Raw genomic sequence first — 14,006 nt, 5'->3', positions numbered from 1 at the left:
GCGGGAAAACCGCCCTCAGTGCACGCTCGGCGAAGCCGAGTCGTCTGGCCCGCCTCAGATGACCGTCGGGCGGTGGCTACGCGGCGACGGCCCCGTAGCGGGCGAGGGCCTTCTTACGAAGCCGCGGTTGCATGTTGACCTGCGTGATGTCGCCGCCGTAATGCTTCAGCACCCGGTGGTCCATCAACCGGCGCCACAGCGGCGGAAGGTAGACGACCCCGATCAGTGCCCCGTAGCCGCACGGCAGGCTGGGCGACCCGTCCATGCTGCGCAGCGACTGGTAACGCCGCGTCGGGTTGGCGTGGTGATCGCTGTGCCGCTGCAGGTGATACAGCAGCAGGTTGGTGACGAGGTGGTCGGAGTTCCAGCTGTGCTCGGGCGTGCAGCGCTCGTAGCGGCCGTTGGGCCGCTTCTGTCGCAGCAGACCGTAATGCTCGAGGTAGTTGACCGCTTCGAGCAGGCTGACGCCGAACGCCGCCTGGATGAGCAGGAACGGCAGCAGCGCCCAGCCGCACAGCGCCAGCAGCCCGGCCCACAGCACGGCGGTCATCAGCCAGGACGTCAGCGCGTCGTTGGACAGGTAGGTCTTCGGGTGCCACGGATTACCGACCCGCTGGCGGATCCGTTTGGCCTCCAGCTTCAGCGCCGAGCGCAAGCTGCCGAAGACGCTGCGCGGCAAGAACTCCCAATAGGTCTCGCCGAAGCGCGCCGACGACGGATCCTCCGGCGTCGCGACGCGCACGTGATGGCCCCGGTTGTGCTCGATATAGAAGTGGCCGTAACCGGTCTGCGCCAGCGAGATCTTGGACAGCCAGCGCTCCAGCGACTCCTTCTTGTGTCCCAGCTCGTGCGCGGTGTTGATGCCGACGCCGCCGAGCGCGCCGATCGACAACGCCAGGCCGATCTTGGCCGGCCAGCCCAACGGGCCCTCCTGGCCCAGCCAGCTCAGGTTCGGCGCGGTGAAGACACCTGCGGCCATGAACAGGCTGAGGTACTGCAGCGGCACGAACGCGAAAGTGCAGTAGCGGTAGTACTTGTCGTTCTCCAGCTGCTCCGCGATGTCGCCTGGCGGGTTCTGCCCATCCGCCCCGAACTTCAGGTCGAGCGCGGGCATCACGATGTACAGCAGGATCGGGCCGATCCAGAACAGAACCTGGGACGCGGGGTACCAGCCCAGCTGATTCATCCCCCAGATGAACGGCGTGACGGTGATCGTGAGGGTCGGAAAGACCAGCCCCATCATCCAGTAGCGGCGCTTCTTGTCCCGCCACTCGATCGTGCTGCCGACGGATCCATCTGGCATATCGCTAACCTCCGGGCGACTCGTTCCCCCCGAGACGCGACGAGGCGCAACGGCACCTCGAATTGATCTTGAAGCAGCGATATTAAATCGAAGTACCGTCTGGTTAAAGTCCGGTATTCCCCAGTTGGACACCACGTTTGACATCGGCGTCGCGCCTGGCCAGCACCGAATTCCGGCGTCCGTAGGCGGCGTAAATGACGACGCCGGCGGCCATCCAGACACCGAAACGCACCCAGGTGACGACTGTGAGATTGATCATCAACCACACGCACGCGCACACCGAGGCGATCGGCAGCAGCGGCACCAGCGGCGCGCGGAAACCGCGCGGCAGATCCGGGCGGGTGCGGCGTAGGACGATGACGCCCGCCGACACCAGCAGAAACGCGAACAGCGTCCCGACGTTCACCATCTCCTCGAGCTTGTCGGTGGGAAACGCCGATGCTGTCGCGGCGACCAGCACCGCGACCACGGCGGTGATCCGGACCGGGGTGCCGCGGCCGCCGGTCTTGGCGAGCGGTCGCGGCAGCAGGCCGTCACGCGCCATCGCGAACAGCACCCGGCAACCCCCGAGCAGCAGCACCATCACCACGGTGGTGAGCCCGGCGAGCGCGCCGATCGAGATGATGCCCGAGGCCCAGTGCACGCCGTTGGCCGCAAACGCGGTGGCCAGGTTGGCGTGGTGGCCATCGGAGGTGGTGAGTTGGGTATAGGAAACCATGCCGGAGAGCACGACCGACACCGCAACATAGAGAACGGTCACGATGCCGAGCGTGGCGAGGATGCCGCGCGGGACATCGCGCTGCGGATTCCGGGTCTCCTCAGCCATGGTGGCGACGATGTCGAAACCGATGAACGCGAAGAACACGATCGACGCTCCGGCCAGTACCCCGTACCAGCCGTAGTGACTGCTGTGCGCGCCGGTGAGCAGCGACAGCAGCGACTGGTCGATGCCGCTGCCGGAGCGGTCGGCCTGCGGCGGCGGGATGAACGGTGAGTAGTTCGCGGGCTTGATGTAGAACGAGCCGACGACGATCACCAGTAGGACGACTGCAACCTTGATGGCGGTCACCACGGTGGAGAAGTGCGACGACAGCTTGGTGCCGAGCGCGAGCAGCGTGGACACCAGCGCGACGATCAGCAGCGAACCCCAGTCGATGGTGACCGGACCCAAAGTGACTGTGTCGCCGGCGAATCCGAACACGGTTTGCAGGTAACTGGACCAGCCCTTGGCAACGACGGCCGCCCCGATCGCCAACTCCAGAACCAGGTTCCACCCGATGGTCCAGGCGATGAACTCGCCGAACGTCGCATAGGAGAACGTGTACGCGCTGCCGGCCACCGGGAGCATCGACGCGAACTCGGCGTAACAGAGCGCGGCCAGCCCGCAGGTGACGGCGGCGATCAGGAACGAAATCCAGATCGCCGGCCCGGTGATGTCTCCCGCCGTGGAGGCGGTGACGGTGAAGATGCCCGCGCCGATCACCACCGACACCCCGAAGACGCAGAGATGCCACCAGCTGAGGTCTTTCCGCAGCTGCGTGTCGGGATCGTCGGTGTCCGCGATGGACTGCTCGATCGACTTGGTGCGCCAGCGATCAGCCATGTCGCCGGACAGTACCGAGTACGTTGGCGGCATGGGTGGGGAAAACGCACGGAAACATGCAGTGGTCATCGGCGCCAGCATCGGCGGACTGTGCGCGGCCCGGGTGTTGTCGCAGTTTTTCGACCGGGTCACGGTTTTCGAGCGCGACGAGTTGCCGAACGGACCCGGAAATCGCACCGCCGTCCCGCAGGGCCGGCATGTGCACCTGCTGATGGCCCGCGGCGCACAGGAGTTCGACGGCCTGTTCCCGGGTCTGCTCGACGAGATGGTGGCTGCCGGGGTGCCCATCCTGGAGAACCGGCCGGACTGCATCTACTTCGGCGCGGCCGGCCATGTGCTGGGCACTGCGCACACCCTGCAGGACGAGTTCACCGCCTACGTGCCGAGCCGTCCGCAGCTGGAATGGCAGATCCGCCGCCGCGTCCTGGACATTCCCAACGTCGAGATTCAGCACCGCTCGGTCGCACAGCCGAGCTTCGAGGTCGACACTCAACGGGTCACCGGCGTGCTACTCGACAGCGATGACGGCCGGCCCGACTATGTAGCTGCGGACCTGGTGGTCGACGCCGCCGGGCGCGGTACGCGGCTGCCGGTCTGGCTGGAGCAGTGGGGCTACGAGCGGCCGCCGGAGAAGACGGTCGACGTGGGCATTCACTATGCCTCGCAACAGTTTCGGCTGCCGGAGGGCGCGATCCGGGAGCGGGTCGTCGTCGCCGGCGCGTCTCGGGAACAGCCGGTCGGGCTGGGACTGCTGGGCTACGAGGACGGCACCTGGACGCTCACCTCGTTCGGTGTCGGCAAAGTCGAACCGCCGCATACCTTTTCGGAGATGCTGACGCTGGCTGACACGCTCTTGCCGGCGCGGATCGCCGGCGCGCTGCGGGGGGCCGAGCTCGTCGGCGAGGTGGCATTTCACCGCTACCCGGCCAGCCGGTGGCGGCGTTATCACGAACTCGATCGGTTCCCGGCCGGGATCCTGCCGCTCGGCGACGCGGTGGTCAGCTTCGACCCGACGTACGGGCAGGGCATGACGATGACGTCAATCCAGGCGGGGCACCTGCACCGCGCGCTCGCCGACGGCGTCGGCGACGATGTGGCGCGCAGGGTGAACAAGGCAACCGCCAAGACCACCTTCCCGGTGTGGATGATGACGGCGATCGGCGATCACGCGTTCCATCATGCGACCGGCGAAAAACCGTGGTGGTTCGGACCGGTGGGCAATCTGTTCGACCAGTTCCTCGGCGCCGCGGAGACGGATCCCGTTCTGGCCGAATGGTTTTTGCGCCGGTTCTCACTGCTGGACAGCCTCTACATGGTGCCGTCAGCGAAGCTGGTGGGACGCACGATCCGGCACAACATGCGGCTGTGGCTGGCCGAGCGCCGCGCCGGAAAGCCGGCGGGCGAGCTGGTCAGAAGCGCCGCTCCTCCTCATCGCTGACGCTCTGCATCGTCGCCGGCGCGCTACAGGCCGACGGTAGCCCGGAAGATCTTCGTCGGCTGCTGCGCGACGAGCCGGATCGGGCCGTCGTCGGCGGCCACCCAGGCGGCGGCGCCGCGGGCCAGTGTCAACTTCCCGGACTTGCCGTGCACCGCGGTCTCACCCTCGACGCAGAGCAGGATCTGCGGACCGTCGTGGCGGGACGGCGCATCGACCTCGTGGCCGATCTGGTCGTCACCGAGAGTCAGCATCGACGCCGCGAATTCCGTTGTGGGCGTGTCGTAGAACGACGCCAGCCCGTCAGGATGGGTGTCGGCCCGCAACTGCGCCACGGGCGTCGGAGTGAAATTCAAGACGCGTAGCAACTCGGGAACGTCGACGTGCTTGGGGGTCAGACCGCCGCGTAACACGTTGTCGGAGTTGGCCATTACCTCCAGGCCGACGCCACGCAGGTAGGCGTGCAGGTTTCCGGCGGACAGGAAGATACCTTCGCCCGGATTCAGCGTGATCCGATTGAGCAGCAGCGCAGCCAGTACACCGGCATCACCGGGGTAGCGCTCCCCCAGCTCCAGCACGGTTCTGGCCTCGGCCGCGAATTCCGTTGCGCCCGAACTCAAATAGGTGATCGCACCGTCCAGCACCGCGCTGACCAGAACGTCGATGTCGGGCTGCGGCGCGGTGATCCAGGTGGTGAACAACGCCCGCAGCCCATCGGCATCGGACTGGTCGTTGAGCAGGTCGATGTACGGGTCGAGGTCGGACACCGCCAGCGCCCGCAACAGCTCGATGGTCTGCGCTGCGGGCCGGAATCCGGCGAGCGCCTCGAATTGCTGTAGCGCGACCAACAATTCGGGCTTGTGGCTGGCGTCGCGGTAATTGCGCACCGGCGAGTTCACCGGAATCCCGAGCCGCTCCTCGCGCTGGTACCCCTCGGCGGCCTGCTCGGCGCTGGGGTGGGCCTGCAGGGACAGCGGTTCGTCGGCGGCGAGCACCTTGACCAGGAATGGCAGCACATCGCCGAATCGCGCGCGGGCCGCGGCACCGAGTTGGCCTTCGGGGTCGCCGACCACCGCCTGTAGCAGCGAGACCTCGCCGTCCGGTTCCTCCAGCCAGGAGGGATCACCGGGGTTGGCGCCCAGCCAGAGCTCGGCCTCGGGGTGCGCGGCGGGCACCGGGCGACCGGTGAACTCCGCGATGGCGGTCCGTGACCCCCACGCGTATGTCCTAATCGCTCCGCGTAGCAACTGCACTTGGCATTACCTCAGAACCAGTTATCCCCGTACCAGCCGCAAATAAACCGCAGCCATCTCCAACCGGAGAGCTAATATAGCCAGCTGCTGCTCGGCCCGTTGGACCCCCGGTCGAGCGGTCGGGACATCCTGGAGGTCAGGCACGTCTTCGGCGCCGACGAGGTCGACGTCGTCGAACCCGGCCACCCGCGCCGCGACGACGGCCCGCTCCACTTCGAGCGTCAGCAGCAAAATCCGCAGCCGGTCGGCGAGCGGTCCGTCGATCTCCTCGTCGTGGAACAGCGCCTCGGTCGGGTCGACGAAGGCCGGGCCGGCTCCGGTGCGCAACGCGGTCAGCGCGTCCGCCAGCCCGGTGGCCGCGGCCACCTCGTTCGCCGCGCGCAGCAGCACGCCCGATCCGTGCCGGGCCAGCGCCAGCGTCGCGGCGTTGTCGCCGGCGAGCACCACGCGCCGCCTCAGTATGCGCTCGACCAGCGCCTTGGCCGGATTGGTGAAGACTTCGCGACTCGCGCTGTTGCGCAGCGCTTCTGCGTCCAGTTCGTCGGCCAGCGCCGCCAGGTCCACCCGCAACCGTGCGTCGACGCCGCCCAATACCGCGAGCCCGGCGGCGAGGTAGCGGCACAGTCCGAAGTCGCCGACGATCGGCAGCCGCGGCTCCAACACCGCGACTCGGCCGGCGGTGCTGTCCCGCAGCGGACCCTCGAACGGCGCCGCAACGACCACTCGCGCGCCGCGCCGTACCCCGCTGGCGGCGGCGCCGACCAGCGCGGGATCGCCGGGGTCGTCGCCGGCCACGATCAGCACGTCCAGCGGCCCGATCCACGGCGGAGCCTCCGAGGCGGTGACGATCGGCGCGGGCGCCGACCCCCCCGCAGTGGCGGCCAGCATGGATCCAGCGGTCTCGGCGGCGCCGCGACCGGCCACCCAGATCACCGTGCGTGGCCGGTCGTCGGCGCTCAGTACATCCAGCGCGCCCTCGTCCACGGCGGCGGCGACCGCCCGCACGTGCGCGCCGGCCATCGACGCCGCCCGCAGCAGTCCGTCGCGGTCGGCGCCCAGCAGGCCTTCGGTGTCGTCGAGGTCGATCACGGCCTGGACCGCATTCACGTGACGGCCTCCGGCTGGCCGACCTGCCGCTTGATCTCGACGCCTACCTGCTCGACGACGGCGTCGACGTCCTCGACGCATCGACCCTCGACGTTGAGCCGCAACAGCGGCTCGGTGTTGGAGGTGCGCAGGTTGAACCAGCTGCCCTCGCCGAGGTCGACGGTCACGCCGTCGAGGTGGTCGATCGACTGGATCCGGGTACCGAACGCCTTGAGCACGGCCTCGACGCAGGACGCGGAATCGTGGACGGTGAAGTTGATCTCGCCGGACGACTCGTAACGCTGGTAGTCGGCGGTCAGGTCGGAGAGCGGTCGTTCCTGATTGCCGAGCGCGGCCAGCACGTAGAGCGCGGCGAGCATGCCGGAGTCGGCACCCCAGAAGTCGCGGAAGTAATAGTGCGCCGAATGCTCGCCGCCGAAGATCGCGCCGGTCTCGGCCATCAGCGCCTTGATGTAGGAGTGCCCGACCCGCGAGCGGACCGGCGTGCCGCCGCGCTCGATGACCAGCTCGGGCACGGCCTTCGACGTGATCAGGTTGTGGATCACCGTCGCGCCGATCTCACGGCTGAGTTCGCGGGCGGCGACCAGCGCGGTCACCGTCGAGGGCGAGACGGGCAGGCCGCGCTCGTCGATGACGAAGCAGCGGTCGGCGTCGCCGTCGAAGGCCAGCCCGATGTCGGCCTTGGTCTCCCGCACGAAGGCCTGCAGGTCGGTCAGGTTGGCCGGGTCGAGGGGGTTGGCCTCGTGGTTGGGGAACGTGCCGTCGAGCTCGAAGTAGAGCGGCAGCAGTTCCAGCGAGTCGATCGCGCCGAGCACCGCGGGCGCGGTGTGGCCGGCCATTCCGTTGCCCGCATCGACTGCCACCCGCAGCGGCCGCAGCCCGTCGGTGTTGACCAGCGAGCGTAGGAACGCGCCGTACTCGGTCAGCACGTCCCGGTCGGCGACGGATCCGGACGTACCACTGGGCGCCGGGACGCCGGCGATCACCTCGTCGCTGATGGTGGTCAATCCGGTGTCGGCGCCGACGGGTTTGGCGCCGGCCCGGCACAGCTTGATGCCGTTGTAGGCGGCGGGGTTGTGACTCGCGGTGAACATCGCGCCCGGGCAGTCGAGCAGGCCGGAAGCGAAGTACAGCTGGTCGGTCGATGCCAGTCCGATGCGGACCACGTCCAGACCCTGGCCGGTGACTCCCTCGCCGAAGGCCGCCGACAGCGACGGCGAGCTGTCCCGCATGTCGTAGCCGATGACGACCTGGCGGGCGCCTTCGCTGTGCATCAGCCGGGCGAAGGCCGCGCCGACGTCGCGGACGAACGGCCCATCGATCTCTGAGCCGACCAGACCTCGTACGTCATATGCCTTGATCACACGGTGGACAGCCGCAGCGGGCCGAGACATCGAGAAGGCTCCTGACGACGACTGATAGGACGCCGCCAAGTTTAGCCGGGGTGACGCACCCAGTTGGACGCCCCGATGCGCGGCCGCTACTCCGCGGGGTCGGGCAGCACGCGGAGGTGGCCGCGGCGACGGCCGTTGGTGGCCGGGCGGGCTGCGGTCGAGGTCAGCACCCCCGCGGCCGGCACCTCGGCCGGAGCGGCGGTCAGCTGACCGGCGGACTCGTGGAAGCCGTTGAGGGTGCCACCGCCGGCGGCTGCGATGTCGCGGCCCTCCCGGACCGCCTCGGCCAACGCGATCAGGTCGTCCTCGTCGGGGTTGGTGGCCAGCGGGCCGGCGTGCCGAACCAGCTCCCAGCCGCGGGGGGCGGTGATCCGCCCGGCGTGGCTCACGCAGAGGTCCCAGGAGTGTGGCTCACTCGCGACTGCCAGCGGGCCAACCACGGCGGTGGAATCCGAGTACACGAAGGTCAGCGTCGCGACCGCATAATGCGGACACCCTGGCCTGCAGCAGCGACGCGGAACGTTCACGATCGAGAGGTTATCGTGCGAAAACGATCATCCGGCGGCGGACACGCGCATACATCGAAGGCAGGATGCCCAACCGTTACCATCGCCGGGTGAGCGATTCGCGCAGCTCCCCGCGCGGCCGCCGCTCGAGGGGCACCCGGGTCTCGCGCCGCGGCCGGGACATGCGCGGCCCACTGCTGCCGCCGACGGTTCCGGGCTGGCGCAGCCGGGCCGAGCGCTTCGACATGGCGGTGCTGGAGGCCTACGAACCGATCGAGCGACGCTGGCAGGATCGGCTGTCCGGACTCGACGTCGCCGTCGACGAGATCCCGCGCATTTCGGCGAAGGATCCGCACAACGTGCAGTGGCCGCCGGAGGTGGTCGCCGACGGGCCGATCGCGCTGGCCCGGCTGATCGCCGCGGGCGTGGACGTGCGCGGCAGCGCCACCCGGGCGCGAGTCGTGTTGTTTCGCAAGCCAATCGAGCGACGGGCAAAAGACACCGTCGAGCTGGCCGATTTGCTGCATGAAATCCTGGTGGCCCAGGTGGCGACCTATCTGGACGTCGAGCCGTCGGTCATCGACCCGAACATGGAAGACGAATAGCGAGCGACCGCGAGCGCGGCTGCTGCACGCTCAGCGGGTCACCCGCTATTCGATAACCCCGTTAAAGTCAGACGATTCCGCGCTTGAGGCGACGACGCTCGCGCTCGGATAGCCCACCCCAAATGCCGAAGCGTTCGTCATGCCCCAGCGCGTACTCCAGGCATTCGCTCCGAACCTCGCAGCCAAGGCAGATCTTCTTGGCCTCGCGGGTGGAGCCGCCCTTCTCGGGGAAAAACGCCTCTGGATCCGTTTGAGCACACAACGCACGGTCTTGCCACTGATCTGTTGCCTCCTCGATCGCCACGAACTCGTCTTCGATGGCGTCGGGAACCAAACTCAAATGGGGCCTTTGCGATACCCCTGTCAACGGCAGACCGGGAGCGGTGTGCGGTGTTCCTCCCATTAGCCCCCGAAGGTGTTCATAGGACATGCTCCGCCTCCTCACCTGGTTTCGTAGATCGCGAATGTCAACACTGTTCTGATATCGGCCATCTCGATTCGAACATTTGATCGAATCTCGGTCTGCGATACCGAATCCGGCCGGCCAACCGAAATGACACTGCTGTGATTACACACGGGTAAGAACGGATTCGCAAGCGATTCGCGAGATTTCCATATCATCCCGTGACCAATTTTTTGCGGCACTGAGGCCTCCGGGCGAGTGGTGTGTCGGTCACACCTGTCACACAAGGCATTCCGGCATCATCCCGGCGCGTCGTGCACCCGACTCACCTGCGCGTCTGCGCCGTCGTCGCGCGTACTGTCGTGCGGTGTGAAGGTGACGGTTCTGGTCGGCGGCGTCGGCGGTGCGCGCTTCCTGCTCGGGGTGCAGCAGTTGTTCGGACTGGGCCAATTCGCCTCGGGCCCTGCGGGTGACCACGAACTGACCGCGATCGTCAACATCGGCGACGACGCCTGGATGCACGGCGTGCGCATCTGCCCTGATCTGGACACCTGCATGTACACCCTCGGTGGCGGCGTCGACCCGGAGCGCGGCTGGGGGCATCGCGGCGAAACCTGGCACGCCAAAGAGGAACTCGTGGCTTACGGCGTCCAGCCGGACTGGTTTCAACTCGGCGATCGCGACCTGGCCACCCACCTGGTGCGCAGCCAGATGCTGCGGGCCGGCTACCCGCTGTCCGAGGTGACCGCCGCGTTGTGCGACCGCTGGCAGCCCGGCGCTCGGCTGTTGCCCGTCAGCGACGATCGCTGCGAAACACACGTCGTAGTTACCGATCCCGAGAGCGGCAACCAGCGCGCGATCCACTTCCAGGAGTGGTGGGTGCGCTACCGCGCCCAGCTGCCGACCCACAGCTTCGCCTACATCGGGGCCGAAAAGGCGCACACCACAACCGAAGCCACCGACGCCATTGCCGACGCCGACGTGGTGCTCATCGCGCCCTCGAACCCGGTGGTGAGCGTCGGGGCGATCCTGGCGGTGCCGGGCATCCGGGCGGCGCTGCGGTCCACCGGCGCCCCGATCATCGGCTACTCGCCGATCATCGACGGAAAGCCGTTGCGTGGCATGGCCGATGAGTGCCTCAAGGTCATCGGCGTGGAGTCGACCGCCGAGGCGGTCGCGCGCTATCACGGGGCGCGCGCCGGAACCGGGATCCTCGATTACTGGATGATTCACGAGGGCGATCGTGCCGAGATCGACGGCATCGGAGTGCGGTCGGTGCCGCTGCTGATGACCGACCCGAAGGCGACGGCCGAGATGGTCAGTGCCGGTCTCGATCTCGCGGGCGTGGCGGTATGACCGCTTCTCCCGAGCCCGCCGGCGACCCGCCCGTACGCCGCATGAGCGGCGCCGCTGAGGAGGAGCGGCGTGACTGAGCACGGCACCGCGTCGGCGATCGAGATCCTGCCGGTGGCCGGTCTGCCCGAATTCCGGCCCGGCGACGATCTCGGCGCGGCGCTCGCGACGGCCGCACCCTGGCTGCGGGATGGTGACGTCCTCGTCGTCACCAGCAAGGTGCTGTCCAAGTGTGAGGGCCGGCTGGTCTCCGCGCCGGAGGATCCCGACGAGCGAGACACGTTGCGCCGCAAGCTGGTCGATGCGGAGTCCGTGCGGGTGCTCGCTCGCAAAGGCCGCACGCTGATCACCGAGAACGGCCTGGGCGTGGTGCAGGCGGCGTCGGGCGTGGACGGCTCCAACATCGGCACCGACGAATTGGCCTTGCTGCCAGTCGATCCCGACGGTAGCGCCGCTGCGCTGCGCGCCGCGCTGCGCGAACACCTCGGCGTTACTGTCGGCGTCGTCGTCACCGACACCATGGGCCGCGCGTGGCGCAACGGCCAGACCGACGCGGCGATCGGCGCGGCCGGCGTCTCGGTGTTGCACGGTTACCTCGGCGCCGTCGACGGACACGGCAACGAATTGCTGGTCACCGAGGTCGCCGTCGCCGACGAGATCGCGGCGGCGGCCGATCTGGTCAAGGGCAAACTGACCGCGATCCCGGTCGCGGTGGTCCGCGGATTACCGTCCGGCGTGGTAACCGAGACCGACGCCACCGCGCGTCATCTCGTACGGTCCGGAACCGACGACCTGTTCTGGCTGGGCACCGCCGAGGCCCTGGAGCAAGGCCGCCGCGAGGCCCTACTGCTGCGCCGCTCGGTGCGCCAATTCGCCACCGAACCGGTGCCGCCGCAGCTGATCGAGGAATCGGTCGCGGAGGCGCTGACCGCGCCGGCCCCGCATCACACCCGCCCGGTGCGCTTCGTCTGGCTGCAGAACCGCGCGACCCGCGACCGACTCCTCGAGCGGATGCGGGACAAGTGGGTGGCCGACCTGACCGCCGACGGTAAGCCCGCGGACGCGGTGCAGCGGCGGGTGGCCCGCGGCCAGATTCTCTACGACGCACCCGATGTCGTGATCCCGTTCCTGGTGCCCGACGGCGCGCACAGCTATCCCGACGCCGCGCGGACCGACGCCGAGCACACGATGTTCACCGTCGCGGTCGGTGCCGCGGTGCAAGCGTTGTTGGTGGCGCTCGCCGTGCGCGAGGTGGGCAGCTGCTGGATCGGGTCGACGATCTTCGCCGCCGACTTGGTGCGCGACGAACTGGAGCTACCCGCCGACTGGGAACCATTGGGCGCCATAGCCATCGGCTATGCCGTCGAGCCGTCCGGCCCGCGTGATCCGGTGCCCGTCACCGACCTGCTGGTGCGCAAGTGAGCCTACGCGGCTCGGCGATCGCGCTGCTGGCCGACTGGCATCCGCCGGACCACTCGCAGGATTCGCTGCGCAATGCGGTGCTGGCATTCCTCGACGCCCGCGAGGACGCCTGCCTGCGCGCGTGCGTGCCCGGGCACATCACCGCGTCGACGTTGGTGCTCGACGAGACCGGCGGCCGCGTGCTGCTGACGCTGCATCCGCGGCTCGGCCGATGGGTCCAATTGGGCGGGCACTGCGAGGATTCCGATATCGACATCTTCGGCGCGGCGCTGCGCGAGGCCATCGAGGAGTCCGGCGTCGACGACCTGCTGCTCTCCCCCGACCTTGTCGCGATCAACGTGCACGCGCTCACCTGTTCGCTAGGTGTGCCGACGCGGCATCTCGACCTGCAGTTCGTGGCTCGCGCGCCGGCCGGGGCGCAGATCGTGGTCAGCGACGAGTCGGTGGACCTGCGGTGGTGGCCGATCGACGCGTTGCCCGACGGCACCGACGACGGCCTGAGATACCTTGTGTCGCAGGCGGTGTCCCGCGCTCAGACGTCGCTGGAGTAGCGGATTCCGCCGTCGGGAATGCTGACACCGGGCCACACCCGCGCGCCGCGCAACAACTCGCACCGCGCGCCGATGTCGGCGCCGTCGCCGATCACGCCGTCGCGGACCAACGCCCGCGGGCCGATGCGCGCACCGAACCCGATGATCGAGCGTTCGATCACGCTGCCGGCCTCGATGCGCACGCCGTCGAAGACGACCGCGCCGTCCAGCCTTGCGCCAGGACCGATTTCGGCGCCGCGTCCGACGACCGTGCCGCCGATCAGCAGCGCGCCCGGCGACACCGCGGCACCGTCGTGCACCAGCGACTCGCCGCGTTGGCCGCCCAGCGCCGGCGACGGCGCGATGCCGCGAACCAGGTCGGCCGATCCACGGACGAAATCCTCGGGGGTGCCCATGTCGCGCCAATAGCTGGTGTCGACGTAGCCGCACATCTTGATGCCGTCGGCCAGCAGCGCGGGAAACACCTCACGCTCGACGGAGACCTCGCGACCCCGCGGGATCCGGTCGATCATCTCGCGGGAGAAGACGTAGCAGCCGGCGTTGATCTGATCGGTCGGCGGGTCCGCGGTCTTCTCCAGAAACGCTGTGACACGGCCGTCTTCGGTCGGCACGCAGCCGAAGGCCCGCGGGTCGCCGACGCGGACCAGATGCAGGGTCAGGTCGGCCTGCTGCTCGTTGTGATAGTCCAGCAACTGGCCTAGGTCGGCCCCGGAGAGCACGTCGCCGTTGAACACCATCGCGGTGTCGTGGCGCAGATGCTCTGCGACGTTAGCGATTCCACCACCGGTGCCCAGCGGGTTCTGCTCGGTGACGTAGTCGATCTGCAGACCGAGTTTCGACCCGTCGCCGAACTCTGCCTCGAAAACCGTTGGCTTGTAGGACGTTCCGAGGATCACGTGCTCGATGCCCGCCGCGGCTATCCGCGACAGCAGATGCGTCAGGAACGGCAGCCCGGCCGTCGGCAGCATCGGCTTGGGCGCCGACAGCGTCAACGGTCGCAGCCGGGTTCCCTTGCCGCCGACCAGAACAACCGCGTCCACTTGCTTAACCATCGGCGCCGCTCCTCCTCAT

General features: G+C 68.4%; 13 protein-coding genes. 5 read left to right on the top strand and 8 right to left on the bottom strand.

Translation table 11 applies throughout. From position 1 onward, the window contains the following. Nucleotides 1-76: 76 nt before the first annotated feature. On the bottom strand, nt 77-1,303 hold the full coding sequence (locus PT015_RS23875; RefSeq protein WP_285187737.1) for an alkane 1-monooxygenase: 1,227 nt from the start codon (nt 1,301-1,303) through the stop codon (nt 77-79). Between the two features lie 103 nt (nt 1,304-1,406). Further along, the gene (locus PT015_RS23870) at nt 1,407-2,906 is read right to left on the bottom strand and encodes an amino acid permease (protein WP_285187736.1); all 1,500 of its coding nucleotides are present in this window, start codon (nt 2,904-2,906) and stop codon (nt 1,407-1,409) included. A gap of 61 nt (nt 2,907-2,967) precedes the next feature. On the opposite strand from PT015_RS23870, the gene PT015_RS23865 reads away from it, so the two are divergent. Continuing rightward, nucleotides 2,968-4,344, top strand: coding sequence for an FAD-dependent oxidoreductase (locus PT015_RS23865; protein ID WP_285191257.1), 1,377 nt, complete (start codon nt 2,968-2,970; stop codon nt 4,342-4,344). Nucleotides 4,345-4,367: 23 nt separating this feature from the next. On the opposite strand, the gene manA is transcribed toward PT015_RS23865, so the two are convergent. From manA to PT015_RS23845, 4 genes are all read right to left on the bottom strand, one after another. After that, nucleotides 4,368-5,594 carry a mannose-6-phosphate isomerase, class I gene (gene manA / locus PT015_RS23860; protein WP_285187735.1) on the bottom strand — a complete coding sequence of 409 codons (1,227 nt, stop codon included), beginning with the start codon at nt 5,592-5,594 and terminating at the stop codon, nt 4,368-4,370. Nucleotides 5,595-5,615: 21 nt separating this feature from the next. Continuing rightward, nucleotides 5,616-6,701 carry a TobH protein gene (locus PT015_RS23855; RefSeq protein WP_285187734.1) on the bottom strand — a complete coding sequence of 362 codons (1,086 nt, stop codon included), beginning with the start codon at nt 6,699-6,701 and terminating at the stop codon, nt 5,616-5,618. Further along, nucleotides 6,698-8,095: a phosphomannomutase/phosphoglucomutase gene (locus PT015_RS23850; protein WP_285187733.1), complete on the bottom strand. Its 1,398-nt coding sequence runs from the start codon at nt 8,093-8,095 to the stop codon at nt 6,698-6,700. The genes PT015_RS23855 and PT015_RS23850 overlap by 4 nt, the downstream gene beginning before the upstream one ends. An 86-nt stretch (nt 8,096-8,181) precedes the next feature. Continuing rightward, complete coding sequence (locus tag PT015_RS23845; protein ID WP_285187732.1) at nt 8,182-8,622, bottom strand: DUF3499 domain-containing protein; 441 nt, start codon at nt 8,620-8,622, stop codon at nt 8,182-8,184. A gap of 161 nt (nt 8,623-8,783) precedes the next feature. On the opposite strand from PT015_RS23845, the gene PT015_RS23840 reads away from it, so the two are divergent. Further along, entirely contained in the window at nt 8,784-9,206 is a 423-nt protein-coding gene (locus PT015_RS23840; RefSeq protein WP_285191256.1) for a metallopeptidase family protein, read from the top strand. Nucleotides 9,207-9,273: 67 nt separating this feature from the next. Here PT015_RS23840 and PT015_RS23835 read toward each other — a convergent pair whose 3' ends face one another. Then, nucleotides 9,274-9,609: a WhiB family transcriptional regulator gene (locus tag PT015_RS23835; RefSeq protein ID WP_285191255.1), complete on the bottom strand. Its 336-nt coding sequence runs from the start codon at nt 9,607-9,609 to the stop codon at nt 9,274-9,276. A gap of 369 nt (nt 9,610-9,978) precedes the next feature. On the opposite strand from PT015_RS23835, the gene cofD reads away from it, so the two are divergent. The 3 genes from cofD (at nt 9,979) to PT015_RS23820 (ending at nt 12,935) form a co-directional block, all read left to right on the top strand. After that, nucleotides 9,979-10,965 (top strand): 2-phospho-L-lactate transferase, encoded by a 987-nt coding sequence (gene cofD / locus PT015_RS23830; protein WP_285187730.1) that lies wholly within the window; start codon nt 9,979-9,981, stop codon nt 10,963-10,965. A gap of 69 nt (nt 10,966-11,034) precedes the next feature. Further along, nucleotides 11,035-12,384: a coenzyme F420-0:L-glutamate ligase gene (locus tag PT015_RS23825; protein ID WP_285187728.1), complete on the top strand. Its 1,350-nt coding sequence runs from the start codon at nt 11,035-11,037 to the stop codon at nt 12,382-12,384. Further along, nucleotides 12,381-12,935 (top strand): NUDIX hydrolase, encoded by a 555-nt coding sequence (locus tag PT015_RS23820; protein ID WP_285187727.1) that lies wholly within the window; start codon nt 12,381-12,383, stop codon nt 12,933-12,935. Before PT015_RS23825 ends, PT015_RS23820 begins: the two co-directional genes overlap by 4 nt. On the opposite strand, the gene PT015_RS23815 is transcribed toward PT015_RS23820, so the two are convergent. Next, nucleotides 12,917-13,987 carry a mannose-1-phosphate guanylyltransferase gene (locus PT015_RS23815; RefSeq protein WP_285187726.1) on the bottom strand — a complete coding sequence of 357 codons (1,071 nt, stop codon included), beginning with the start codon at nt 13,985-13,987 and terminating at the stop codon, nt 12,917-12,919. The two genes, PT015_RS23820 and PT015_RS23815, sit on opposite strands and share 19 nt — an antisense overlap. Nucleotides 13,988-14,006 lie beyond the last annotated feature (19 nt).

The sequence above is a fragment of the Candidatus Mycobacterium wuenschmannii genome, assembly GCF_030252325.1.
Lineage (GTDB): Bacteria > Actinomycetota > Actinomycetes > Mycobacteriales > Mycobacteriaceae > Mycobacterium > Mycobacterium wuenschmannii.
This window is presented reverse-complemented; position numbering and strand designations above follow the sequence as displayed.